This window comes from Ornithinibacillus xuwenensis, from assembly GCF_039614845.1.
Taxonomy (GTDB): domain Bacteria; phylum Bacillota; class Bacilli; order Bacillales; family Amphibacillaceae; genus Ornithinibacillus; species Ornithinibacillus xuwenensis.
This window is the reverse complement of sequence record NZ_JBDIML010000001.1, coordinates 487,415-513,737: the sequence shown is the minus strand read 5'-3', so window position 1 is coordinate 513,737 and position 26,323 is coordinate 487,415. Positions and strand designations below refer to the sequence as shown.

Genomic DNA, 26,323 nt, shown 5'->3' with positions numbered 1-26,323 from the left:
AAAAACGCACAGAAAATTCAAGATGAATTACTGTACGTTCTCATTAATAAGATAAAGCTCACAGACGAGCTGCAATCACATTTGCAATTTTTTCGCCATGAAATCTTCCATTTTCGATAAAGATTTCGTTATTATTATTTCCCGCTGCAACTACCCCAGAAACAAATACTCCAGACACATTGGTTTCATACGTCTCCTCATCATATATCGGTTTCCCATTATCTTCGTTAAATAAGACACCAATTTCCTGTATTAATTTAAAGTTTGGACGATAGCCTGTCATGGCAAAAACAAAATCATTTTCAATACGATATTCTTTACCATTAACGGTATAATACACTGCATCTTCGGTAATCTTTGAAACATGGGAATTAAATACCATTTTAATAATATCTTTTCGTACTAAAGAATCAAAATCAGGTAATATCCATGGTTTAATACTCTGAGAATAACTTTCACCTCGATAAAGCACCGTTATATTTGCACCGGCCTTATGGAGCTCTAATGCGGCATCAACTGCAGAGTTCTTACCTCCTATGACAACAACATTTTTCTTATAATATGGGTGACCTTCTTTAAAATAGTGCATTACTTTTGGCAGCTCTTCTCCAGTTACATTCATATAATGCGGTTGATCATAATATCCAGTAGCAATAATCACATTATCTGCCAAGTATTTGAGATGCTCCCCCGATTGTTTATTCGTTGTAATGACAAATTGCTCATTTTCCTTATGCAGTGAAATTACTTCCTCAAAGGCTTTTACACGTAATTGTTTTCTTTCCGTGACACTTCGATAATAAGCTAACGCTTGATTTCGAACTGGTTTTTGTCTTTCTGTTATAAACGGAATACCACCTATTTCCAATTTTTCACTAGAACTAAAAAAGGTTTGATGAGTAGGATAGTTATAAATAGCATTGACAATATTTCCTTTTTCAATAAGTAATGCGTCAATCCCCTTCTCTTTAAGCGAAATTGCACTAGCAAGTCCACAAGGGCCAGCACCAATTATAATGACTTTTTCTTTTTGCATGTATCAAGCACTTCCTTTAAGTAAAATCAAAAAACTCTTATCTCTGATATATGATAAGAGTCTTTTTGTTTATTTTTCTGTTATACCCATCCGCGGAATCGAGATGCTTCTGCCATTTTTCTTACGCCAACCATATACGCTGCTAGACGCATATCAATTCTTCTCGTCTGAGAAGTTTCATAAATCGTGTTAAATGCTTTGGTCATCGTAGCAAGAAGCTTTTCATCAATCTCTTCTTCTGTCCAATAATAACCTTGATTATTTTGAACCCATTCAAAGTAAGAAACTGTTACACCACCAGCAGATGCAAGTACATCGGGTACTAGCAGAATTCCTCTTTCTGTTAAAATCTTAGTTGCTTCCATTGTTGTTGGGCCGTTGGCTGCTTCTACAACAATACTCGCTTGAATTTTATGAGCGTTTGCTTCTGTAATTTGATTCTCTACAGCAGCCGGAACTAGAATGTCACATTCCATTTCAAGTAACTCTTTATTGGAAATCGTAGTATTAAATAATTTGGTTACCGTACCAAAGCTATCTCTTCGGTCAAGTAAATATTCAATATCTAATCCCTCTGGGTCATACAATGCACCATATGCATCTGAAATACCAACAACTAGTGCTCCAGCATCATGTAAGAATTTAGAAAGAAAGCTACCAGCATTTCCAAATCCTTGAACAATAACCTTTGCACCCTTCACATCAATGTTACGTTTTTTTGCGGCTTCATCGATACATATCGTTACACCTTTTGCCGTTGCAGATTCTCTACCATGGGAACCACCTAATACAATAGGTTTACCAGTAATGAAGCCTGGGCTATTGAATTCGTCAATTCTGCTGTATTCATCCATCATCCATGCCATAATTTGAGAGTTTGTAAAAACATCTGGTGCAGGAATATCTTTGGTAGGTCCAACAATTTGACTAATTGCACGAACATATCCACGACTTAATGCCTCTAATTCACGAAATGACATTTCACGTGGGTCACATATAATGCCACCTTTTCCTCCACCATATGGTAAGTCAACAATACCAGCCTTTAAACTCATCCACATTGATAATGCTTTCACTTCAACTTCGGTTACGTCTGGGTGGAATCTTATTCCTCCCTTTGTAGGACCAACTGCATCATTATGCTGCGCACGATATCCAGTGAAGATTTTAGTTGAACCATCATCCATACGAACAGGAATTCTTACTGTCATCATTCGGAGAGGCTCTTTTAATAACTCATAAACTTCATCAGGGTAACCCAATTTCTCCAGTGCGTTTTTTACAACAGTTTGAGTTGAACTCAACACGTCCATTTGTTCCTTTTTCTCTTTGGTAGAATCTGCTGCTTTTTCGGCTACCATGAATTTACCTCCTAAAGATCATATAAAAATTTATTATAGCTATTCTCAGAGATTAGTATACACGTTAAACATAAATATGCAATATAAAAACTCTTATTTTCCATGAAAATAATAAAATAATGTAAGCGCTTTATTACTATATCATTTTTCGTCGGAATTTGTCACCTTTTTTAAAAAATACGTAAATATTAGGTAAAAGCTTCCATTATGGTTTCAACTGCATTTTCTTGGATAATGACTTTTCCATATTCCTTAAGTCTATAGGACGTGACGATGCTAGGATTTGAGAACTCAGACATTAATGCTATTATATTTTCTTTATTATTGCCATTTAATTCATTTCGTTTTAAAAGCATATAATATCGATTTCCCATGTAATATACTTGACCGCCATAAACCATTAATGTATTTAAATAGGCAGAAACTTGTATTATATTTTCAAAATCATCAAAAGAAAAAATTAATTCTTTGCTCTCATCAAGTGTCACTTTCATTTCAATGAAATCCTCATCCCAATCTATATTATCGCAGTTTTGCGTTACAATAACATGCATGCCCTGTGCCTGCATTAAATAGACCTGAACATATAGTTTTCCTTCTAGTTCAAAGCCTAACTCTGAGCTTGCTTCATGCATAACATCCGTAAAGAGGTTTTCAATGCTTATCGCATCGTACCATATTTCCTCTTTATTAAATCCCCGATCTACCAAATCATCAAACGTCAAAAATATTGTAAATTGATTACTGGACACCCTTTCAATACGCACATAGCATCCTCCTCAAATTTGCGAATTAGATAAAACCTTCATTTCTTATCAGCTTATTAGTTAAGAAAATAAAAAAAATCCATATTAATGGAATTACTTCCATTATCATCCTAATAAGAAGAATTCTTTTTATTAGTATATGCTCTTTATAAAATTGTTGAACGTTATCCGAGTTTATTCTTACTTATTCAAAAAGCGGAATTAATACAAAAAACCTCCTTAATCAGAGGCTTCATGTGTAATTTAGAACGTAACGATTCCGTCACCAAAGTATAGGAGCATGATAAGAATAATAATTAGTAAAACTGCTACTACTACTAATCGAATAAATGGTTTACTTAGCTTAACATGTGCTCTTCTTTTCTTTTGGCCATGAACTTCTTTTCTTGGTGGCAAATCCAATACATTAATTTCTTTTTGCTCATCTTCATGTTCAACTTCAATACGTTCATCAGAATTGTCATCTGATTGACTATGAAGTTCATTTACAATCGACCGAAGCTCCTTCGCCTGATCGTCAATTTCTCTCTTATTCTCTTCCATTCAAGATTCACCCCAGCTCTTATAACGAATGAATATCCCTAATAAAAAGTCCACTATAAAATGTGAAAAAATCGTTACGAGAAGATTATCTGTTACTTCATACATATACCCAATTAAAAAACTAACTAACAATATAGAAATAAGTAATACTGGCTTCCGTAAATAACGCACATGAACGATAGCAAAACTAACACTAGCAAAAATGTAGCCAAAGATCGTCTGAATGACACCACGAAAAAGCAGCTCCTCAGACAATGCTATTAAAAAAGTCAGGAGCAAAATCTTATCGATACTTATATCCGAAAAAATGCGTTTATTAATACCGCCATCATCATAATGTTTACTTGGTAAAAACCGCATTAATACAAGATCAACAAGTACAATAAGAATTCCGGGTAGAATTCCAAAGTAAACAACTTCGCTTATATCGAATTGTATGATAAATGTCCATGTTCGCAGGTCTTCAAACAGTACTAAACTAAGAACTGCTGCAATAACAATAAATAATAATTGCGAATATATGACAGATTTTCGAAGGTCTTCATTTGATAATTGTTTAATTAGCTCACTCTGTTTCATGTGTATCTCCTAAACCAAATAGGTGTTTAAGCTTCATCTCCCAATTGGGCAAGATACTAGCATTCACCGTCTGTTTTGGCTTAAAATCTGTTAAATCAATCCCACAGTTGCTACAGCATTGTTGAGTCAATACTGTATATCCATGTTGAAATTTAGTGTAAAGTTCTTTTCTTAAACATTCCGTGGAGTGAATCCATGAAATCATGTCTTGTAATTTATGCTGTTTTAATTTCATTCGCTCATCTCTAATTTCCCTTATTAGATGGAATGTTTCTGTTAGTTTACCTTGGTCATATTTTAAACTATTTTCTGTTAGGACGCTATTTTTTTCTAAATGAGAAGAAATAAATCTCCACTGTGTTTCACTTATTTCAAAAAGCGCTTCTACTTCCACCATGTCAGCTGGTATCACTTGTTGCTGTTTTGCATATCGACTAACAATCTGAAATACTCGCGTTAAATCACTATCAGATGGCAATTCACTCTGAATCAACTGCTTAGGAAGAAATTCATCCTGCTTTGAATAAAGTAATATACTAACACTCTGTTCCCCATCTCTCCCTGCCCTACCGATTTCCTGGATAAACGATTCTATTTGGCCCGGAAAATGATAATGAAAGACAAAACGTATGTTATTCTTATTGATCCCCATACCAAATGCACTTGTGCAACAAATAACATCAATTTGATCATTCATAAATTGTTGCTGAATCGAAATTCTGTCAATCGGATCCATTCCACCATGATAGTATGCAATACGGTGATTGGGGAGTTTTTTGTATAGCTGTTGTGTAAAACTCTCAGCAGAAGACTTTGAAGAAAAATAGATAAGAGATGGTACTTTATTCTTAGATAAAATGCATGATATAATCGCAAGCTTTTCCTCATTATCCATAACTTCTTGAACAGAAAGCATAATATTATTACGATCGATAGGATAGATATGTTTCACCATATTTGGTAAGTTAAGTGACCTTTTAATATCATTCTGAACTTCATTGGTCGCAGTAGCACTTAGCGCCAAAACATTAGGATTGCCTAGCATTTCAATTATTGGATAAAGCTTCTGATAATCTGGCCTAAACTCATGCCCCCATTGGGAAATACAATGTGCTTCGTCAATAACAAATAAAGCTATATGTAATCTACTCAAATAGTTCTGTAATTCTTTTTGCTGTAGAATTTCCGGTGACAAATAGATGATCTTATAGTTTGAAAGTGATCGATACAGCTTTTTTCTGGAATGAAAATCTAAAAAGCTATTAATTGCGATAACGTCTTTAAAATGATTTGCTTTTAACTCCTTCACCTGATCCATCATTAAAGAAATTAGTGGTGAAACAACAATCGTTATTCCTTCTAGTAACCTAGCAGGTAGTTGGTAACAAACAGATTTTCCCGTACCAGTTGGAAGTACCCCTAGAACATCCTTTCCCTTTAATACATCTTCAATAATCTCTTTTTGACCTACTCGAAAGGTTGAATAACCGAAATAGTTTTCAAGCTCTTTTTCTAAGTGGATTATGTTAGACATGTGGGCCCTCCAATCTCAACTCTTCTAGCCTAGCTAGGACAAGTCTAATCTGAAAATAGCTGATGGAAGAAGTAGTATTATCTTTTATTATCTTCAATTTATACGTGTTGTACTTATGGATTGCCTGTAATATGATAGCTTGCTCTTGCTTCGTCACAAATGTATCAATTGTAAATTCTTTATCATATAGTACAATTTCGACAATATGGTCATAGATTGTATTTAATTTGAGATTACGCATTGACGCAATCTCTGAAACCGTAAAGTGATTACATAATAATTGATAGGTTTGCTTCGCAGTATTCGTAATAAATTTTGTTTGCTCGAGATCTCGTAATAGTGAATACAAAACCGTAAATCGTTCTTGGTTTTGTTCGATTTTTACAATTAAATGATGCGTAACTCCAGTTAAGTAAAGGATAACATCATGCTTTGTTAGAGAATGTTTTTCTGATAATTGCTCAACACTCATTCCATAGTACTTGTACCCACTTAAACGATCTACAAAGATATTTGCTTCTTTCTCAGGTAATTGATTCAAAAGCTCATATAGCTCTTCATATAGTTTGATAGTAAAATTTCTCCTATTTCCTTTTATCGTAGTGTAAAACTTTTTTGTCCAATTTGTGATGCTTGGTCTATCAATTACTGGAATAAATGTGGTGTTTCCTTTTTGTATATTGGATAACGTTTGGATAATTAAAAAAAGCCGTTCTAGAAAAGTAACGTCTCGACCATAGTACTTTATCCCGTTAAAATAACATAAGATACTAGTAACGTCAGATTGCTTTAAATACTGTTCTCCTCTGTCCGTGATATCATAATAATTATCTGTTTTACCTTTTTTAATCAAACCACCTGCAACCATTTGCTGCACACAATCTAGGAAATCAATCATTGTTAACGCAGGATAGATTCCGTAAAGCCCTTCTAGGTTGAAAATTTTAGCATCATGAACAGATTGAATAGATTTCTTGCCGGAAAGCAGATGATAGATTCCGGAAATAGAGCGATTTTCCTTCATGAATGTTATACATTTTAATATTATCCCTTTAAAACACACAATACTTCCCCTCTTTTCCGTCACTATCTCCATCATAACACTGATTGCAATAGTTGAATTATATATGCTAACAAATTAATATAGAAGTAAGCACCAGAACTGCAAAGTAAGGATAAGGGGTATGTAACATGAGAGCAAAATATTCCATCGTGGATAAAGACACATGTATAGCCTGTGGTGCTTGTGGGATTACCTGTCCACAAATTTTTGATTATGATGATGAAGGTCTTGCGTTTGTCCGAATCGATCATAACACAGGAAATCAAGTAATTCCATTGGGATTAGAAGATGACGTACTGGATGCATTTGAGGGTTGTCCAAGTGACTCTATTAAAATATCCGAGCTTCCATTTAACGGTAATCCATTAAGGCTTGAAGAATAATAGAACACCAACTTAGGCTAGTTGGTGTTCATTTTTTTAGATGTTTCGTTATATAGTTATTAAAGATAAATGTAATTGCAGGATATAATAAAATCATAAATGCGGCATTCCCGATTGCATGATTCGTATCAAATGGTAATCCGGCAAGATAATATGCCAGAAATCCCTGACCAGTCACCTGGTAGTTTACCAATGAAACTACAAAACCATAAAAATAACCACAAAACACAGCGAATAAAACCACTACATAGAGAGGGAATTTCTTAGTATACTTGCCAATTATCCCACTTATTAAGCCTATTAATCCCCAAGTAATAATCTGCCAAACAGTCCAAATTCCAGTTCCTAGTAACATGTTTGACAGAAAGGTAACCAAAATTGCCAATAGGATTCCAGAAACTGGCCCTAAAAAAATGCCACTGATAATAATGATTGAGGTAACCGGCTGTACACTAGGAATGAAGGACACGGCAACCCGACCAACAATTGCTAATGTGGCGAGTAATGCAATCAGTGTTATCTTATAGATATTCACTTATATCATTCCCATGATTGGAAATCAAGTACTACTTCGTCACCATCTTTTAGTACAATGTCGTTTGCACCAACTTCAGCCGCTTTTCCATTAACAGAAATCATCCAGAATTTCTTTAATTCTTTATCTTTATCATTGATACCTTCAATAGAATTAACATAGCCATCTTTTTCTTCAACTTCAAAATTGGCTTTCAAAACATCCATTAAGGTGTCACCATCTTCAATAACAATATCTTTTTCTTCAATAACTTCAGCCTCTTTATCCTGAGAAAGTTTTATATGGACTGAAGCTTCCTCCTGCTGTTCCGAATTATTTTCGGATTCATTTGATTGTTCCGTAGTTGTGCCTTGACTTTGTTGTTCATTATTAGTGGAATCCTCTTCTGAACATCCTACCATCACAACTAATGTAATAAGTACTGCCATAAATTTAAATAATAGCTTCTTCATCTTCTCATCCTCCATACGTGTTATCAAGAACAGGAAAAATAAAAAGAGCTAACCCGCAACAAGGTTAACTCTTCTGACAGTCCTTCACCATAAAAAAGCATCGTTTTACTTTCTATGTACGAGATTGTCTCAAATGTCCTATCCTCGGGATCATTGATACAAATGACACTGGCAGGTCTACTGACTTGTGACTTATGCCTACTTTAAGCCCTTCCCGTATGTTATTCATACAGTGGCAATGCTTAGTTCGTTATCACTTACAGTTGCGAGGACAGCTCTAGATTTTCACTAGATTCCCTTTTAAGTGGAACACACCAATATCAAAAATATTGTATTCAATTCTACTGAATATAGTAACAATACAAGTCGAAAAACACAAGCTAAAGTTCTTCACTTCTAGGTATCTTCAAGTTAAACGTTGTACCAATATTTACCTTACTTTTAACCGATATCATACCGTTATGCGACGTTACAATATTCTTCGCTATTGATAGTCCTAGTCCGGTCCCCTTCACATGCTTGTTTCTAGTCCGAGATTTATCTGCTTTATAGAAACGTTCAAAAACAAATGGTAAATCTTCCTCGGGAATACCACTACCACTATCCTCTATCGATACATTCAGCTCGTGTATATCGTTTTGAACAAAGACCTTAACAAAGCCACCTTCACTCGTATGTCTAATAGCGTTATCAATCAGGTTTGTAAAAACTTGTTCCATACGGTCTGGATCATAATAAGCATATGGTTCTGATATTTCTTTTGTCAATACCAAATCTATCTGGTGTTCCTCTGCTATTCCTTTAAATTTCCGATATATACGATCCACATATGGATTAACCTCAACCGTATCTACCGTTAAGGTTAAATAACCCGCTTCCATACTAGCTAAATCAAGTAATTCATTAACTAATCGGCTAAGTCGTAGTGATTCTTCATAAATAATTTGGGCAAGCTCATTTTTTTCTTCTTTACTTTCTGCGATATCATCCACAATTGCTTCACTATATCCCTGAAGCATTGAAATAGGTGTTCTTAATTCATGCGATACATTGGCTATGAAATCTTTTCGCAATTTATCAAGTCTGCGTTCTTCTGTCATATCACGCATAACAGCAACTGCACCGCGAATATAGGATTGATCATATAATGGAGTCATAATCATAACCCAAGTTCTACCTTGCAATCCAATTTCTTCCAACACCTCTTTTTCTCCTTGAATAACCTCTTGCAGTAATTCATAGAGCTCGTTCGGAAGTTTACGATTACCATCTGCCTTCTCTAGGTTCTTCTCAAAATACCAATCCTCCATAAACTGTTCTGCAGGACGATTGGTGGCAATAATTTCCCCATTTCTACTTAATGTAATGACACCATCTGCCATGGAATTAACAATACTTGATAATTGCTCTTTTTCTTGTCTTAATGCATTAATATGAAATTTCAACTGTCTTCCCATGTGATTAAATGCCATCGCCAGTTCACCAATTTCATCATGGGTTAAAATGGGAACCTTCGTATTAAATTCACCTCTTGTTAAATCAAAGGCAGCTTCTCGCATTTTAATAAGCGGTGACGTAATACGTGTGGATAAGAAGAAAGCAAATATTGTTGTAAGAACAATGGCAACAGCAGCCGCACCTAATATTATCTTAGTTGTTTCAGATTTGGTTTTATCGACAACGGCAAGCGATTGATAGACAATTACTGCCGCATCGCTGTTAGGTACAGAGGTTGCAACAAGCATAACACCCATTTCCTCATTAGGAACTTCAATTTGCTTTTCGATCGTCGTATCACGATTTGACAAATCTCGAACATTAGAGTTTTCAATAATCCACTCTTCATTCAAATCAGATAGCATTTGATTATCGGTATTCGAACCCCAGATTCTTCCGTCTGAAAATAGAATAAGTACTTTACTAGCAGAATCTTTTACCCGTTCTGTCGTTTCATGAATTAACGAGATGTCTTCATGATTTTCAACCATCACAGAAACCTTCGTAGCTGTCTGCTCCAAGTCTTTTTCTGCTTCTTGAACGTGAAAGTTCTCAAAGAATTCAAGTAAAAATATGGTTAACACAAATAATACAAAAGAAACTAGCAATAAAATCGTCACTGCTAGTTTCCCTACAACACTACGCCAAAACATTATTCATCATCTACCTCAAATTTGTATCCAACACCCCAAACGGTTACAATCATCTTCGCGGCTTCTTTGGAAACATTATTTAATTTTTCACGTAATCTCTTTACATGTGTATCTACTGTTCGTAAATCACCAAAAAACTCATAATTCCATACATCTTTCAGTAATTGCTCACGATTAAACACTTTATCTGGGGACTTTGCTAAATAACAAAGTAATTCGTATTCTTTAGGTGTTAATCCTACTTCTTGTCCCTCCGCAGTAACACGATGTGCATCATGATCAATCGTTAAGTGTGGGAACACTAACAAGTCCTTTGTTTGCGCGTTCACATCATTATAACCGCTTGTTGTTGTTCTCCTTAATAAGGCTTTAACACGAAGTACCACTTCTCTTGGACTAAACGGCTTCACAATATAATCATCTGTCCCAACTTCAAATCCCTGTACTCGGTTTGCTTCTTCACCTTTTGCAGTCAACATAATAACGGGAGTATTCTTTTCTTTTCTTAATTCCTGGCACACTGCAATTCCATCCATCTCTGGCATCATGATATCTAATAAAATAAGATCATAGTCATTTTCTAAAGCAAGTCCGAGTCCATCCGTTCCATTCTCAGCTTCTTCTACTAGAAAATCTTCCCGCTCTAAATACATTCGAATTAATCGGCGGATTCTTTCTTCATCATCAACTACAAGTACTTTGGCACTATTATTCATTGATAAGCTCCCCCTTGATAAGCGTTACTAAAAGTATATACCAAGCATTTATAAAAGTATAAGAAAACACGACACCCGTTCAAAAATGTCATGTTTTCTATCATTTATTTATGCATAAGAATGTAGTCCTGCAAGAACTAAATTAACAACGATTAAATTAAACATAATAATTCCAAAACCAACTACTGCAAGCCATGCAGATTTCTCACCATGCCAGCCTCTTGAAAGCCTTAAGTGTAAATAAGCAGCATAGAAGAACCACGTAATTAGTGCCCAAACCTCTTTCGGGTCCCAGCCCCAAAATCGATCCCAAGCTATTTGCGCCCAAATTGACGCGAAAATCAATCCACCTAACGTAAATACAGGGAAACCAATTGCAACAGATCGATAATTTATTTCATCAACAAGATCTGGCTTTACGTTTTTAAGTAATGGTTGAATCGCAGCCCCTACACGCTTTCTTAATATTAAACGTATTAGTCCATATAGGACACTTCCGACTAGTAGAGACCAGACAACAGTATTAAACTTTCTTCCCGCGTCAGCTCCATGCATCCATTCAGGTGTCTGGAACCATGGTTCCATTACGCCTTCAGTGGTTAAGGTGCCATCATATGGTCCCGCAATCGCTGGCATAGTATATTCTGTTGTTACTGTTTTATCATTTAACGGATAGTCAAAGCTAGCACTGTATCCCATGGCATTAAACACCGATGAGCTAACGATAAATCCTATAAATAAAAATAGTGAATAGATAACAAACTCTAACGCAATAGTTCGCGCACTTCTTACACTTTGATCTACCTGACGAATTAAATAAATTAATCCCGCAACGAAACTAATAAAGAGTATACCTTGTCCTAACGCAACCGTCGAAACATGTATGGCAAGCCAGTGGCTTTGTAAGGAAGGTACTAGTGGTGAAATCTCCCTTGAGAACATACTAGCATATGCAATAATAATCATCGCAACAGGTAGTGCAAAGAGTCCTAACACACTAAGCTTGTATATAAAATAGATGATTATAAAAGCAAATACTAAACACATACCTAAGAAAGTTGTAAATTCAAACAAGTTACTTACCGGTGCATGCCCTGAAGCCATCCATCTAGTGACAAAATATGTTAATTGTGCGATAAATCCAATTATTGTTAGGCTAATGGCTAATTTTCCGGCGAAGCCTGTTTTGGATTTATCACTTGTTTTATCTTTGATAGTTGCACCAAAAAATAGGGTTGCAACTAAGTATAAAATAAACGCTGTAAAAAGTGCCGTACTACTTGTACTTAATAAGCTTTCCATAAGTGCCCTCCTTATTCTACTTATTCCTCTTCATTTTGGTCTTCTACCATATTAATAGCAGTGCCATCGATTGCTTTTTCAATGTCTTTTTTAAGTCCAAACCAATTTTTATTGGTATGACCTGCTAGTAACACGCCATCACCCTTACGTTGAATCCAAATTCTTCTGTGCTGCCAATACATTCCTTGGATAACCCCAATCATAAAGATTATTGCACCAAATCCAAATACTGGAAGTGTATAATCTTTTCTTACGGTTAATCCACTCTTACGATCAAAATCAATGGAGTCAATGAGAATACGATATTGATTTTCTCCAGTGGGATCAATTGACGGAGCAAATGTCCCAACCACATTACCCATCGGCTGTAATTCTACTACCGTTGTATCAATTCCTAAATCTTCAGCAGCACCTATGACATCACCGACAAAGCTAATCTCGTAATCTTCACTTTCCGGTGGGTAGAGATTAAACACGAATGCCGGATTATTGGAATCATTGGTTTCTGACTTAACCCCATCTTCCGTTAGTTTATAATCAGGATAGTATTCGGCCACAACCACTTTATATCCATTATCTAGTTTATATTCATGCTTCATATTGTATAAATCAATTGTAAATTCGCCCAGTGCTTCTGCATCAGGGTCATTCATTTCATAGATTTTAAAGGTCATATTCGCAAACTCATTTAATTGATAACCCTGCTGATAAAGAGCATAACCATCAAATTTAAGTGGGTAATTCATTCGTATTTCATCTTCCGTAACCTTTTCTAGGTCTGTTTCAGCGCCTAATACTTCTGAATCTCCTGATTTATAAATTATCACATTACTCTGGAAGTTACTCGGTACGATACCTTCTTTCGCAATTGCCTCTTTAAACCGCTCATCCTCTTGGTCATAGGTTTCTAAAATGAACTCTTTATTCTCGATATAGTATTCTCCATCCGTTCCAGGAATAACTTTCAATTCGCCTTCTCGAACCCAAACGTAATCATCTAGGTAAAGTAATGGAGTAGTCCGTAATAGGGCAGCAAGCAAAATGATAATCAAACCAATATGATTAACATATGGCCCCCACCTTGAAAATCTACCTTTTTCAGCTACTAGATGACCATCTTCTTCTTTTACCTTATAACGTTGCTTACGTAAACTTTCTTTAACAGATTCAATATCACCCTGCTCAACAGATTCTGTTTTACTATAAAAACGTTGTCTATTAATAAAAGATTCATGTCTTTTTGCTTTTTGCCTTTTCAATGCTTTATATAACGGCACAAAACGGTCAAGACTACAGATTACTAAGGAGATACCAATTAAAGCAATTAATAACAGATACCACCAAGAGCTGTATAAATTATGAAAGCCTAATTGATAGTAAATTTTCCCTAAAATACCAAATGTTTCCGGATAATATATTTGCGGATCTCGTGATACGGCAGTAGATGGTATGTATTGTTCCTGTGGAAAAATAGTTCCAATTCCTGAAGCAACTAACGCAATAACAATTAACCAAACTCCTACTTTAACAGAGGAGAAAAAATTCCATATCTTATCTATGATTGTCTTGTTATATGTTTTTGATCTTCTAGCACTACCTTCATAACGCATATTCAATAGTTTCTTTTTATCATTTCCATCGATATGCTGGTTCATTTCAATAGGCTTACCACATGCTTCACAAAGAACGGTGCCCTCCGGATTCACATGGCCACATTCACATTTAATATGATTCATCTATATCCCTCTCCAGTAATTATGATTCATTTGGTTGAATTTGTTGTAAATATCCCTCTAAACGTTCAAGTGAAAGCGCGCCTTCAACGATTTCAACTATCTCTCCTTCTGAATTGATAAAAAAGGTACTTGGAATTGGACCAATTTTATACTGGTCACGCACAAGATCTTTCGTATCATGTGGGATTGGGAAAGTTAAATCATGCTTATCAATAAATTTATCGATAACAAACTCAGTCGCATCAAGGCTAACCGCAATGATTTCGACACCCTTTTCCTGATACTTAGGATATAACTCTTGCATATATGGCATTTCCGCTTCACATGGCTCACACCATGTCCCCCAGAAATTCAGCATAACCCCTTTTCCACGATAATCACTTAAACGCACGGTCTCAAGTTCATTATTATTATTAACCTGTGTTAATTGAAAGTCTGGTGCCTGATCACCTATATCATAAATGGTTTTATCCTTTGTTATATTAGTAATTAAGGCATATCCCACTGCAATAAGTAGTAGAACTAAAATAACAGAACGAAAAATTAATCTGTTCCTTTTCTTCTTTTGTTTCGTAACTTTAGCTTGTTCAACGCTCACTAAGACCACTCCCTGCCCAATTATACCATTTATTGGACAATGTAAATTTGTCTAATCTTCAACAATTTTGGACGCAAGGTTTCTCATTTGCTTTACTTCCTTAGGAGTAAGCTTACGATATTCTCCTACACGTAGCCCTTCTAGTGTAAGAAGTCCATATTTTTCACGCTTCAGTTTCATTACTGGGAAACCAAGCTGTTCCATCATCCGACGAACATGCCTGTTCTTTCCTTCTCTAAGTGTCAACTCAAGAATGGTCGTATGATTCTTTTTATCAGTAGAAATCACACGATATCGTAATGCTTTCAATAGCTCTTTCTTGTCTTTTACGCCTTTACGTAGCTTTGCAAGGTCCATTTTAGAAGGAATTCCTTTTATTTTTGCAACGTATACTTTTTCTACACCATATTTAGGATGCATGACCATATTTGCAAATTCACCATCATTTGTTAGAAGCAATATTCCAGATGTATCATAGTCAAGCCGTCCAATAGGATAAATCCGCTCTTCAATTTCTGGAAAGAAATCTGTAACAATCTTTCTGCCTTTATCATCCTTCACACTAGAGATAACACCTCTCGGCTTATAGAACAGATAATGAACTGGTGGCTCTTTTTCAAGCTGTACACCTTCCACCTCAATTTTATCATCTGAGCTAACCTTCGTACCCAGTTCTGTTACAATCTTATCATTAACTTTAACTTTTCCAGCTACGATAAGGGCTTCTGCCTTTCTTCTCGACGTTACACCGCTTTGCGCAATAACTTTTTGTAGTCTTTCATATGTATTCGACATAATATCACCAATTTATCCTTTAATTTATTGTCACTTGTCATTAAAATCAATTGTATTAGAAACTCCAGAAACTAATGTTTAACTTTCTAACATAATAATAGCGTTAACTATATGTTAACGCTACTTTAACGATTTTATCCAATTCGAGCATTAGGATTCCTTTATAGCTTAACCAAAAACAAGTGTGACAATGACAATTGCTGCTATTATACCAACTAAATCAGCTAAAAGTCCAACCTTTAATGCATAACCCATCTTACGTATCCCTACAGCTCCAAAATATACTGTAAGAATATACAGGGTTGTATCTGTACTACCCTGCATCGTGGATGCTAATCTTCCTAAAAATGAATCTGGACCATGTGTTGCAATTAGCTCCGTGGTTATGCCGAGTGCAGCTGAACCTGAAATAGGTTTAACCAACGCCAATGGTACAATTTCTGGTGGAACACCAAAGAATAATAAGACCGGGGCAATTAAACCAATGATCGCATCGAGGGCACCCGAACTCCGAAAAATAGCGATTGCCACAATCATTCCTACTAAAAAAGGAAGTAAAGAAAATGCCATCTTAACACCTTCTTTTCCTCCCTCCACAAATAATTCATATGTTGATATCTTCCTCCAGGTTGCCACTAGTAATACGATTAGAATAAATGCTGGTATTATCCAAATACTTAGTTGTGCGATTATCCCCATATTATTTCCTCCATACACTTCTATAATAGAATATGCGATCGATTAGGATTGCACTACAGGTTGAAATCAATGTGGCGAGGATAGTAGTTCCAACAATCTCTGTCGGTGAAGCAGAATCATATTGCATTCGTATCGCAATAACTGTGGTTGGGATAATGGTCAGACTTGACGTGTTGATAGCCAAAAATGTAATCATAGATCTTGATGCAGAATCTGAGCCACTTAGTTGTTTCATTTGTTCCATAGCCTTTATCCCCATCGGCGTGGCAGCATTGCCAAGCCCAAAAATATTGGCAGTAATATTAGAAAGAATGTACCCAATTGCAGGGTGGTCCTTCGGTATTTCAGGAAAGAGTCGCACGACAATTGGACGGAATATTCTTGCTAGAGCCTTTAAGATTCCAGCTTCTTCTGCAATCTTCATGATTCCTAACCAGAACACTAGCACACTTATAAGCCCAATCGATAATGTTACCGCTTCATCTGCACTTTCAAAGATTGCTTTATTCACTTCATCCATCGTTCCATTAAACATCGCATATATAATTCCGATTATCGCCATAGACGCCCAAATAATATTGACCATGTTAGCTCATCCTAAATATTTGTTTAAACACAGAGATCAGATTGGAAAAGAATGTAGTATCCTGTTCTGCTTGCTTTTCTTGATAGATGGCAACCTCTGCGATTGGTTCATCATGAAGAAAATAACGCTTCTTCCCAACAATTTGCTCTTTAAAATCAAGTGTGACTGTTTCAATTGGATAGACCTCACTATTAATAGCATCTATTTCGTTCTCTGCTAATGGATAGATAGTATCTTCATAGGTATATCCCTCAATACTTTCACCAGTTTCTAATGAAATGTCTATGATTCCTTTCTTCGATAGTGCATGCATTTCATAGTTATCAAACCCCCAGTCAAACATTTGCATATGGTCACGCCAATCATCAGGGGCATTCAGGGTGACTGCTATTAAATCCATCCCATCCTTTGAAGCGGTCGAAACCAACGTTCGCCCAGTTTGTTTCGTGAAGCCTGTCTTTCCGCCTGTGCAATATTTATAATAGGCAGTCAGTAATTTATTTTTATTTCTCCAGCCATACTCTCTACCCTCAGATTTATATGACTTGGTTCCCGTAATCTTCTTAAATTCCTCATTTTTCATGGCATAGCTCATAAGTAAAGCCATGTCATATGCAGATGAGTAGTGTGTTTCTGAATCTAATCCATGCGGGTTGTCAAAATGGGTGTTCGTCATACCAAGCCACTTTGCTTTTTCATTCATCAAATACACAAATCCTTCTTCACTACCTCCAACATGCTCAGCTATTGTTACTGCTGCATCATTACCAGACCTTAGCATTAATCCATATACTAGGTCTTCTAGAGGCATTTCCTCCCCTTGCTTTAAGTAAATGGAGGATCCCTCTGTATTTACTGCTTCTTCACTAGCGGTCGCTAATTCCTTCATTTTACCAGACTCAATCGCTATAATTGCTGTCATAATTTTGGTGATGCTGGCAATGCTCTGTTTTTCATGGGCAGCCTTTTCAAATAAGATTCTGCCAGTGGATTGTTCGATTAATACAGCATTATTAGCAGATACACTAGGGGTAGCCTGTCCAATAATTGGAAATGAAAAGCAAAAAATTAATAATGTTATAAGGGTTATTGCAATAGAACGCATTGTTTTGCCTCCCGATAAATATGTCTATACATTTTATGCGGTGGATTCATGGTTATGAATAAATTTGTACAGCCTACCTATGAACAGATTCGGAAGTCACATAAAATACTAAAAGCACATAAATGAGTGTTATATATTAGCAGATAAAGTAAACACAAAAAACTCCAGCAACATCTGCTGGAGTTTTCGGTTAGAATAATAATAAATAATTTCAATATACATTAATCTTCTGTTTTTTCCTCTAACTGATTAAACCGATCAAAAAATAAATCAGCTTCCTCTTCAAGCTCATTTTCATCCATGTTTTCTGGTAGTGGTGGAAGCTCTTCGAGTGAGGTTAACCCAAAATAAGTTAGGAAATCCTTACTCGTTCCAAATAATACCGGTCTTCCTACTCCTTCACGTCTACCTACCTCTTCAATCAGGGATCTTGCAAGTAAAGTTTGGACAGGACGATCACTCTTAACTCCTCGAATTTCATCAATTTCTGATCGAGTTATCGGCTGTTGATAAGCAATTATTGCCAGCGTCTCTAATGCCGCCTGTGACATTCTACTTGTATGAGGGGTTTCTAATAACTTCTTATAGTACTCACTATGTTCTGGTTTCGTTGTCAGATGAAACACATCATGAGATTGCATCATCATAATCCCTCGATTGACATGTTCATAATCATATTTTAATTCTTCAATGAGATGTTCAACTGCTTTTGTTGAAATATCCATCACTTTTGCCAGATCCTTGATGGTAATTCCATCATCTCCACAAGCAAATAGCAATCCCTCTAAAATGGCTTTTACATTTTTCATACTACACTTCATCCCCCGTATAAAATACATATAATGTATCAAAATGGTTTGTTTGCTGGCAGGTAACCATGTTTATCTTCATCAGCTCCAGTAAAGCCATGAAAGTAACAACAATATGGGACTTCGTGCGTTGAGTAAACATTTGATCAAATGAAATACCACTTTTGTTAGATTTCACTAACTCCAATACCTCGTCCATTCGTTGTTCAATAGGTATATCGGCTTTTTGGATTCTAGTTTCAAGTGGTTCTTTCCATTTCTTACGTTCTAGCATTCTACCTAGGGCACCTAACATATCATAAATAGAAATGTCTCCTTGAACAATCGTTTTTTCGATATTTAAACTTTCAAAGATAACAGGTGGCCTTGTAAATATCTGATTTGCTTCTAATTCTTTTTCCTTAAAGGTTTCTGCAGCTTCTTTGTACTTCCGGTATTCAATAAGGCGCTGCATCAATTCCTCTCTAGGGTCTTCCATATAATCTTCCGTGTCATCCTCTAATTCTTGCTTCGGCAATAGCATTTGACTCTTGATTGCCAGTAGCGTAGCAGCCATTACAAGGTACTCACTTGCGATATTCAATTCAAGATGCTGCATAGCATGAATATAATTCATATATTGTTCTGTTATCTGGGCAACTGGAATGTCATAGATGTCAATCTCATATTGATTGATTAAATGTAACAATAAATCAAGCGGACCTTCAAATGTATCTAGTTTAACCTGATATGCTTGATTCATAGTTTTTCGCCCTTTCTTTTTACAGAATTATATTTCAACATTGGTTTCCAGAAAAAATTAAAGTCACTTGTATAAACGCCTATACACGATGCTAGGTATTTACATAAGTTATTAACGTAAGATAAATGTTACCCAAAACATTTATTTAAGTACAAAAAGGAGGAATTTATAATGGGAGCAGGATATAATTACGGTGGAGGATTCGCTTTAATCGTAGTATTGTTCATTCTTCTAATCATTGTTGGTGCTGCTTGGTTCTAATTTAGAATTCGCTACGATTAAATTCATTCCATCAACAACATCATAATCTCGTAATAAAAATCAGCCCTAAGGCAATATTAGGGCTGATTTTTTTAACTGTTATATGCATCCCTTAATTCAGATTATCTTCTTGCGTGCAATGATCATAATAACGTTGTATCGGCTCTTCCGCACAAATGTCATATTTCTGACCATAAAGCTTCTTAATCTCTTGTACCATCTTTTTGCCAATGCCTGCATTTCTATGTGAAGGATTTACGGATATATGTTGTAAGACTACTTTTTCATCATCAACTCGCAAGCCAATTGCGCCGATAATATCTTCTTCTTTCCATAGATAAAGATGCCAATTTGGATTGGACTCATACTCTTTTATGGTATGCTGCAATTTTTTAACATCTTTTTCTTCTGGCATAAAAGACAATAGACCCATTGCAATTTTTTCCGAATTTTTTTTATAGCGATTTAACATAGATACCCCTCATTATGTGAATAACTTTTAAACTAAGTTGGTTAAGCAATTCATCAGATTACTTTCAATTGGAGTTCGTATATATATTTATGACCTATTAATCTACATTTGTCAAATTAGGTTTATAAAACGAACAAAATCCAATAAGCAAATCCCCAAATTATACTAAGCAAAAGCAATACAACAAATAGTAGGATATTCTTTTTACGTTGTTTCAATCTGCTCATCCTTTACTATCATTGACAATTAATTCCTATTTATTACCTTTACCAATTAATTCCTTCATAATTATATAGCCATCGGACTGCTGATCCTTAATCTTAAATGGGATACAATTCATGACGAACAACCAGCAATTATACAACATCAAGACCAAAATGTAATCATTTTGCATATGTAGAAACAGAAGGTATAAGATGAGTGCAACAGCAGCATTAAGAAATGGACCAAAGAATGTAATATAAACGATTTCTATCGGTTTATAAACTTCCTCTCTTCTACTTACTGTAAAACCTGAAGTAAAAAATACAGACCCTATATCAATCTCAGTAGTACGGTATACAAATTTACATACGCTTGTACCTCTACCTAAATAAAGTTTGACCTCATCTGCTTTTGCAAGCTTTGCACCAATCAAGTGCCCTAACTCATGAATTAGATTACTGATTGGCGCAACAAATAATACAAGATACAGCAATATTAATGTATTCATCTAAACCTTCCTAATTTACAGAAGTCATTATGCAGAAGTAACCTTTACCTCTTTCATAACATCTCCGTTTCGCATTGCTTTTACATGCTCCATACCAGAAGTAACTTGACCAAATACGGTATGTACTCCATTTAGATGTGGTTGTGGTTCATGTACAATAAAGAATTGGCAGCTACCAGTATCTCTCCCTGCATGTGCCATAGAAAGTGTACCCTCAACATGTTGATGCGGATTATTATCTGTCTCACATTTTATTTTATAACCAGCGTCACCCGTTCCGTTACCAATCGGGCATCCCCCTTGACTTACAAATCCATCGATTACACGGTGGAATGTTAGTCCATCATAAAAATTTTCGTTAGCTAATTTTTCAAAATTCGCTACTGTTCCTGGTGCTTCATTAGGATATAATTCAAACTCAATCTTATTTCCATTCTCCATTAAAATATAACCTTTTTTTTCCATCTATTCCAACTCCATTCGTCTTGTTCACTGTTATTATAGCATTCATCATAACATTTCTTACCATTTATTAAAAGTTAATTGATAACATTACTCATAGGATAAATCGTGGCTGACAATATCCTCGTATGTTTCTCGTTTAATAACAAGCTTATCCAAACCATTCTCAACAAACACAACGGCTGCTTTTTGAATACGGTTATAATTACTGGCCATGGAATACCCATAAGCTCCTGTAGAGAATAATGCAAGGATGTCTCCACTTTCCACGTCAGGCAGTGGTAGATCCCAAACTAGCATATCTCCTGATTCACAGCATTTACCAGCAATCGACACAACAGAACTGCTTGGGTGATTTGCTTTGTTAGCAAGCACTCCATGGTACTTTGCCTGGTATAATGCTGGTCTAATATTATCAGTCATACCACCATCAACCGAAACATAATCCCGGACACCTGGTATATGCTTGGTAGAACCTATCGTATATAAAGTAATACCAGCATCTCCCACAATCGATCGTCCCGGTTCAATCCAAATTTCAGGCATTGGAATGCCCAATCTATCACTATGCTCTTGTACAGTTTCGACTAATCTTTCCACATATTTATGAAGTGGAAGTGGCTGATCATCTTTCGTATATCGAATACCAAACCCTCCACCTAAATTCAGAACCTCAGGAGAATAACCATACTTAGTATTCCATTTCGAAATAGCGTCAAATAAAATATTGGTAGCTAAAACAAATCTCTCTGTATCGAATATCTGTGACCCAATATGGCAATGCAGGCCTTTAAAATTTATAGCTTCATGCTCATGTAGCAACAAAAATGCTTCTTCAGCTTGTCCATTATGAAGGTCAAATCCAAATTTTGAATCCTCATTACCAGTCATGATATATTGATGTGTTTCTGATTTGATTCCAGGCGTCACGCGAATGATAACATCCGTTTCTTTACCATATTTAGCTAATAATTCCTTCAGTAGCTCAATCTCATAAAAGTTGTCCACCACGATACAGCCAATATTATTTTTTATCGCCATCTCAAGTTCTCTAGGGCTTTTATTATTGCCATGCATATGGATTTTTTCAGGATTGACGCCAGCTTGAAGGGCAGTAAACAATTCGCCTTCAGATACAACATCTACCGAAAGTCCTTCTTGCTTCATAACCTGTAAAATTGCAATAGAAGAGAATGCTTTACTTGCATATGCTACTTGCGCCTTCACGCCAAGCTTTTTAAATGTTTCTACAAACGCTCTACAGCGTTCACGAATAAGCGCGATATCATAGACATATAGTGGGGTACCATATTTTTTCACTAAATCAAGCGTATCAATTCCACCAATCTCTAAATGTCCGTTTTCGTTTATTTGATATGGGTAATTATCCAGCGACATAATTCTCACCTATCTGCATTATATTCTAAACATACATATAAAAAATTTACCATAACCTGATAGAAAACAAAAGAAATAATACCCCGCAGCAGTTGACACGAGGTATTAATTCCCTTTTTATGAATGATTCTTTACCGGTTGACGATAGGTATTCTTCGGATGGACAATGCTTGGTCTTGAATTTGCATAAGGAGTTGGGACACGAATTAAAATGGAAAGCATCGCCTTGGCATTAAATGGTAAAAGTGGCCATAAATAAGGAGTTCTAATAGATCTTACGCTAATTAAGAACAAGAAGAATAGGGTTATGCTGATTATATAACCCATCAATCCAAAGGCTGCTGTCGCTAATAACAGTATAAGGCTTGCTACTTTATTGGCTACGCTGAGCTCATAGCTTGGGGTTACATAAGATCCTATGGCACTAATGGAAATATAAAGAATAACCTCTGGACTTAGCAAACCAACATCTATTGCTATCTGACCAATTAATACGGCTGCAATTAACCCCATAGCTGTAGATAAAGCAGTCGGTGTATGAATAGCAGCCATCCGTAAAAACTCAATCCCAATTACACCTAAGATAAGCTGTATAACAATTGGAATGTTGCCTTCTTCATTTGGTCCGATAAATGAAAGTGCCTTTGGTAGCAAACTTGGATCCATTACAAACAATAGCCATGTTGGTAAAAGAAAAATAGAAGCAACTATCGCTAAAAAGCGAATCCATCTGATGAAAGTACCAATAACTGGTGCTTGTCGATGCTCTTCCGCATGTTGTGAGTGATGAAAGAATGTTGTCGGAACAATGATAACACTAGGTGAAGTATCCACAATAATGATGACATGTCCCTCTAACAAATGATTAGCAGCAACATCAGGCCTCTCCGTATAGCGAACCATTGGATACGGATTCCACTTGCGTTCCACAATGAACTCCTCAAGCGATTTTTCTGCCATTGTTACACCATCAATGTCGATAGCTTCAATCTTTTCTTTCATTAATTTCACAAGACCTTCGTCAGCAATATCTTTTATATAACTTAAGCAAACATCTGTTTTAGAACGTTCTCCAACCTTCAGCATTTCGTGACGCAAACGCTCATCACGAATTCTTCTCCTTGTTAATGCAGTGTTTTCAATAATGTTTTCAGTAAAACCGTCCCTTGAACCACGAATAACCCTTTCCGTGTCTGGCTCCTGTGGTGTTCTACCTGGGTAGTTTCTTACATCCACAACATAAGCAAATCGTTCACCATTGATAAAAATAACAATTAGTCCAGAGAGCATTTGATCCACTGCTTCATCCATCGATTTTATGGAATTAACCTGCTGATGAACTAAGCGATTTTTAATAATCTCCGCAATTTTCCCTTTTTCCTTTTCATGGTCATTCAAGTTAACCAGTTCTTCTAAGATGTCCTGAATAATCATGCTATCGACTAATCCTGTCACATAATACAATTGAATATCTGTTTTTAATAGAACTATTTCGCGAAACCCAACATCAAAGGATGTACCTACTCCTACTCTTTCTTTTAAATAGGCAGCATTATGTTTGATTGTGGATGATATTGGTTGTTGCTTCATAACTAACCCTCCATTCTTACAGCTTAACTAAAATAATCCATTGAAATAATGACCCTATAATCTTTCCAAACACGATTGCCATCATTAGGAGAATGAGCTTACCCTCTAGGTTAATCCTCCTAGATACTAACGGAAACACATTCAATACCTCTGTTAAGGCAGCAGCAAGCATTCCATTAAAAATCCCGTGCAATCCACCCCAAATCGCCAGTAATATTACTGGGTGATTCCATGTGATATCTGCAAAAGATAAGTAAGTTCCAATTAATGAACCTAAAATAACGCATGCCGTATAAACCTTTACTAAGTGTAATGTTTTGCTTAGTTGAATTAATCTTGGAATAATACCAAGCACTGTTAAAAAGGCAACAAATCCACATCCAACAGCTAGTCCCCCAGAAAAGCCAATGATGATCTGGACGACATTAATGAGGATGGTTTGGATCATTTAACTGATTCTCGTGATAATTTACATAGTCATCAAGGGATTTCTGGTAGTTATAGATTTCAACCTCTAAGGGACTTGGCTCCTCATTAAAACGTTTATTAAACCAATGGTTAAAAAATAATATCATTCCGATTCCTAAACCAAATGAATAAGGAATCTGTATCCACAGTGGATACTCATTTTCTTCACCTGTCAGTAAGTAATGTAATTTCTGTTGGACTTCTTGCATGCTTACATCATAGTGAAAGTTCATAATTGTCATCGCTGTCCCAATAAATAAAAGCAACCATACAAATGCTACAATAAATACATTTGGAGATTTCCTGTATTTGCTAACTCGGATAATGGTTTGTTCAGGACCAACTAGTTGAACCTCTATAAATGGATAGTTTTGATTTAGGTGATCGATAATCAAAAAACTATCAATAATAACGATTTCTTTATCTTTTTCTGTTATTCGGTAGATCTTTAATGCCTCTAATTCTTGGACAATGTTTTTGGAATTAGATGACAGATAAGCAACATCCTTTAAATGAATCACCTTCGGATTACTTATTTCTAGCTTCTTTTTCATCCGTAAATATACAATTCCATCCATTAGTCATCACCTCAGCGGAATTTTGTTCGATACACTATAGTATCTGTTTAAAAAGAAATATTATAATTGGAATTGCGGAAGAAAGTAGTGAAATCAATAAAAAAATCATCACATACGTGATGATTTTTTTAAGAATCCATTTTATTTTTCATTTCAAATAGTATTTTTTTCTCTAATCTCGAAACTTGAACCTGCGAAATCCCTAATCTTTCTGCAACTTCAGATTGGGTTTTATCCTTATAATAGCGCAGATATAAAATTAATCTTTCACGCTCATTCAAGCCCCGTATAGCTTCTTGTAAGGATAATTTATCAAACCAATTTGTATCTTGGTCAGCAATTTGATCGAGTAATGTTATAGGGTCTCCGTCATTTTCGAATACAGTTTCATGTATGGAGTGTGGTGCCTTCGATGCTTCCTGAGCATGGACAACCTCTTCTGGAGATATCTCCAAAGCCTCCGCAATTTCATTAACTGTTGGGGACCTTCCAAATTGCTTTGTTAACTCATCTTTCTTTTTACGAATCTTATTTCCAACTTCTTTTAAGGAACGACTAACCTTTACGCTACCATCATCTCGAAGAAATCGTTGAATTTCTCCGATTATCATCGGTACTGCATATGTTGAGAATCGAACGTCATAAGATAAGTCAAACTTATCAATTGATTTAATTAAACCAATACTACCAATTTGAAATAAATCGTCAGGGTCATATCCTCGATTCATGAAACGCTGAACAACTGACCAAACTAATCGAATATTTTTTTCAACTAAAAAGTCTCTGGCTGCTTTATCACCTTGTTGACTCTTTAAAATATATTCTTTTACTTGTTCATCCTTCAACGCTTCATTCCGACTATCTTGTTTAACATTAACATCCATAGGCATA

30 protein-coding genes and 1 riboswitch are annotated in these 26,323 nt (G+C 35.7%); of the genes, 2 read left to right on the top strand and 28 right to left on the bottom strand.

Annotation, left to right across the window (positions count from 1 at the left end; genetic code table 11):
* Positions 1-58: 58 nt before the first annotated feature.
* The 7 genes from ABC228_RS03080 to ABC228_RS03050 all read right to left on the bottom strand — a co-directional run bounded on the left by ABC228_RS03080 (position 59) and on the right by ABC228_RS03050 (position 6,883).
* Entirely contained in the window at positions 59-1,036 is a 978-nt protein-coding gene (locus ABC228_RS03080) for a YpdA family putative bacillithiol disulfide reductase (RefSeq protein ID WP_345823613.1), read from the bottom strand.
* Between the two features lie 80 nt (positions 1,037-1,116).
* Complete coding sequence (locus ABC228_RS03075; protein WP_345823612.1) at positions 1,117-2,397, bottom strand: Glu/Leu/Phe/Val family dehydrogenase; 1,281 nt, start codon at positions 2,395-2,397, stop codon at positions 1,117-1,119.
* A 188-nt stretch (positions 2,398-2,585) separates the two neighbouring features.
* Positions 2,586-3,164 carry a genetic competence negative regulator gene (locus tag ABC228_RS03070; RefSeq protein ID WP_345823611.1) on the bottom strand — a complete coding sequence of 193 codons (579 nt, stop codon included), beginning with the start codon at positions 3,162-3,164 and terminating at the stop codon, positions 2,586-2,588.
* Between the two features lie 243 nt (positions 3,165-3,407).
* Complete coding sequence (locus ABC228_RS03065) at positions 3,408-3,707, bottom strand: hypothetical protein (RefSeq protein WP_345823610.1); 300 nt, start codon at positions 3,705-3,707, stop codon at positions 3,408-3,410.
* Positions 3,708-4,286, bottom strand: a complete 579-nt coding sequence (locus tag ABC228_RS03060) for a CPBP family intramembrane glutamic endopeptidase (protein ID WP_345823609.1) — start codon at positions 4,284-4,286, stop codon at positions 3,708-3,710. It abuts the gene before it with no gap.
* Positions 4,273-5,820, bottom strand: a complete 1,548-nt coding sequence (locus tag ABC228_RS03055) for a RecQ family ATP-dependent DNA helicase (RefSeq protein ID WP_345823608.1) — start codon at positions 5,818-5,820, stop codon at positions 4,273-4,275. Before ABC228_RS03055 ends, ABC228_RS03060 begins: the two co-directional genes overlap by 14 nt.
* A complete protein-coding gene (locus ABC228_RS03050) occupies positions 5,813-6,883 on the bottom strand; it encodes a YpbB family protein (protein WP_345823607.1) in 1,071 nt (356 codons plus the stop codon). Before ABC228_RS03050 ends, ABC228_RS03055 begins: the two co-directional genes overlap by 8 nt.
* Positions 6,884-7,011: 128 nt before the next feature.
* Between ABC228_RS03050 and ABC228_RS03045 the strand changes: the two genes are divergently transcribed.
* The gene (locus tag ABC228_RS03045) at positions 7,012-7,266 is read left to right on the top strand and encodes a ferredoxin (protein ID WP_345823606.1); all 255 of its coding nucleotides are present in this window, start codon (positions 7,012-7,014) and stop codon (positions 7,264-7,266) included.
* A 28-nt stretch (positions 7,267-7,294) separates the two neighbouring features.
* Here the strand turns inward: ABC228_RS03045 and ABC228_RS03040 are convergent, their stop codons facing one another.
* The 13 genes from ABC228_RS03040 to ABC228_RS02980 all read right to left on the bottom strand — a co-directional run bounded on the left by ABC228_RS03040 (position 7,295) and on the right by ABC228_RS02980 (position 19,491).
* The gene (locus ABC228_RS03040) at positions 7,295-7,801 is read right to left on the bottom strand and encodes an ECF transporter S component (RefSeq protein WP_345823605.1); all 507 of its coding nucleotides are present in this window, start codon (positions 7,799-7,801) and stop codon (positions 7,295-7,297) included.
* A 5-nt stretch (positions 7,802-7,806) separates the two neighbouring features.
* Entirely contained in the window at positions 7,807-8,253 is a 447-nt protein-coding gene (locus ABC228_RS03035; protein WP_345823604.1) for a DUF4430 domain-containing protein, read from the bottom strand.
* A 153-nt stretch (positions 8,254-8,406) separates the two neighbouring features.
* Positions 8,407-8,587: riboswitch (cobalamin riboswitch) on the bottom strand.
* Between the two features lie 46 nt (positions 8,588-8,633).
* On the bottom strand, positions 8,634-10,403 hold the full coding sequence (locus tag ABC228_RS03030) for an ATP-binding protein (protein WP_345823603.1): 1,770 nt from the start codon (positions 10,401-10,403) through the stop codon (positions 8,634-8,636).
* Positions 10,403-11,119 (bottom strand): response regulator transcription factor, encoded by a 717-nt coding sequence (locus tag ABC228_RS03025; protein ID WP_345823602.1) that lies wholly within the window; start codon positions 11,117-11,119, stop codon positions 10,403-10,405. Before ABC228_RS03025 ends, ABC228_RS03030 begins: the two co-directional genes overlap by 1 nt.
* Positions 11,120-11,227: 108 nt before the next feature.
* Positions 11,228-12,421, bottom strand: a complete 1,194-nt coding sequence (gene ccsB / locus ABC228_RS03020) for a c-type cytochrome biogenesis protein CcsB (RefSeq protein WP_345823601.1) — start codon at positions 12,419-12,421, stop codon at positions 11,228-11,230.
* Between the two features lie 20 nt (positions 12,422-12,441).
* Positions 12,442-14,157, bottom strand: a complete 1,716-nt coding sequence (gene resB, locus ABC228_RS03015; protein WP_345823600.1) for a cytochrome c biogenesis protein ResB — start codon at positions 14,155-14,157, stop codon at positions 12,442-12,444.
* Positions 14,158-14,176: 19 nt separating this feature from the next.
* A complete protein-coding gene (gene resA / locus ABC228_RS03010) occupies positions 14,177-14,755 on the bottom strand; it encodes a thiol-disulfide oxidoreductase ResA (protein ID WP_345823599.1) in 579 nt (192 codons plus the stop codon).
* A 51-nt stretch (positions 14,756-14,806) separates the two neighbouring features.
* Positions 14,807-15,550, bottom strand: coding sequence for a pseudouridine synthase (locus tag ABC228_RS03005; RefSeq protein WP_345823598.1), 744 nt, complete (start codon positions 15,548-15,550; stop codon positions 14,807-14,809).
* Positions 15,551-15,718: 168 nt separating this feature from the next.
* Entirely contained in the window at positions 15,719-16,249 is a 531-nt protein-coding gene (locus tag ABC228_RS03000) for a spore maturation protein (RefSeq protein ID WP_345823597.1), read from the bottom strand.
* Position 16,250: 1 nt separating this feature from the next.
* On the bottom strand, positions 16,251-16,835 hold the full coding sequence (locus ABC228_RS02995; protein ID WP_345823596.1) for a nucleoside recognition domain-containing protein: 585 nt from the start codon (positions 16,833-16,835) through the stop codon (positions 16,251-16,253).
* 1 nt (position 16,836) lies between these two features.
* Positions 16,837-17,940, bottom strand: coding sequence for a D-alanyl-D-alanine carboxypeptidase family protein (locus tag ABC228_RS02990; protein WP_345823595.1), 1,104 nt, complete (start codon positions 17,938-17,940; stop codon positions 16,837-16,839).
* A gap of 221 nt (positions 17,941-18,161) precedes the next feature.
* Complete coding sequence (gene scpB, locus ABC228_RS02985) at positions 18,162-18,749, bottom strand: SMC-Scp complex subunit ScpB (protein ID WP_345823594.1); 588 nt, start codon at positions 18,747-18,749, stop codon at positions 18,162-18,164.
* 1 nt (position 18,750) lies between these two features.
* On the bottom strand, positions 18,751-19,491 hold the full coding sequence (locus tag ABC228_RS02980; protein ID WP_345823593.1) for a segregation/condensation protein A: 741 nt from the start codon (positions 19,489-19,491) through the stop codon (positions 18,751-18,753).
* Between the two features lie 171 nt (positions 19,492-19,662).
* Between ABC228_RS02980 and ABC228_RS02975 the strand changes: the two genes are divergently transcribed.
* The gene (locus tag ABC228_RS02975) at positions 19,663-19,752 is read left to right on the top strand and encodes a YjcZ family sporulation protein (protein WP_047980004.1); all 90 of its coding nucleotides are present in this window, start codon (positions 19,663-19,665) and stop codon (positions 19,750-19,752) included.
* 112 nt (positions 19,753-19,864) lie between these two features.
* Here ABC228_RS02975 and ABC228_RS02970 read toward each other — a convergent pair whose 3' ends face one another.
* The 8 genes from ABC228_RS02970 to sigF form a co-directional block, all read right to left on the bottom strand.
* Entirely contained in the window at positions 19,865-20,224 is a 360-nt protein-coding gene (locus ABC228_RS02970; protein WP_345823592.1) for a GNAT family N-acetyltransferase, read from the bottom strand.
* Positions 20,225-20,477: 253 nt separating this feature from the next.
* A complete protein-coding gene (locus ABC228_RS02965) occupies positions 20,478-20,936 on the bottom strand; it encodes a site-2 protease family protein (RefSeq protein ID WP_345823591.1) in 459 nt (152 codons plus the stop codon).
* Positions 20,937-20,963: 27 nt separating this feature from the next.
* A complete protein-coding gene (locus tag ABC228_RS02960) occupies positions 20,964-21,401 on the bottom strand; it encodes a peptidylprolyl isomerase (RefSeq protein ID WP_345823590.1) in 438 nt (145 codons plus the stop codon).
* An 87-nt stretch (positions 21,402-21,488) separates the two neighbouring features.
* Positions 21,489-22,796 (bottom strand): diaminopimelate decarboxylase, encoded by a 1,308-nt coding sequence (gene lysA, locus ABC228_RS02955; RefSeq protein WP_345823589.1) that lies wholly within the window; start codon positions 22,794-22,796, stop codon positions 21,489-21,491.
* Between the two features lie 117 nt (positions 22,797-22,913).
* A complete protein-coding gene (locus tag ABC228_RS02950; RefSeq protein WP_345823588.1) occupies positions 22,914-24,386 on the bottom strand; it encodes a spore germination protein in 1,473 nt (490 codons plus the stop codon).
* A gap of 16 nt (positions 24,387-24,402) precedes the next feature.
* On the bottom strand, positions 24,403-24,834 hold the full coding sequence (locus ABC228_RS02945) for a stage V sporulation protein AB (protein ID WP_345823587.1): 432 nt from the start codon (positions 24,832-24,834) through the stop codon (positions 24,403-24,405).
* A complete protein-coding gene (locus tag ABC228_RS02940) occupies positions 24,812-25,432 on the bottom strand; it encodes a stage V sporulation protein AA (protein ID WP_345823586.1) in 621 nt (206 codons plus the stop codon). Before ABC228_RS02940 ends, ABC228_RS02945 begins: the two co-directional genes overlap by 23 nt.
* A 128-nt stretch (positions 25,433-25,560) precedes the next feature.
* Positions 25,561-26,316, bottom strand: a complete 756-nt coding sequence (gene sigF / locus ABC228_RS02935) for an RNA polymerase sporulation sigma factor SigF (protein WP_345823585.1) — start codon at positions 26,314-26,316, stop codon at positions 25,561-25,563.
* Positions 26,317-26,323 lie beyond the last annotated feature (7 nt).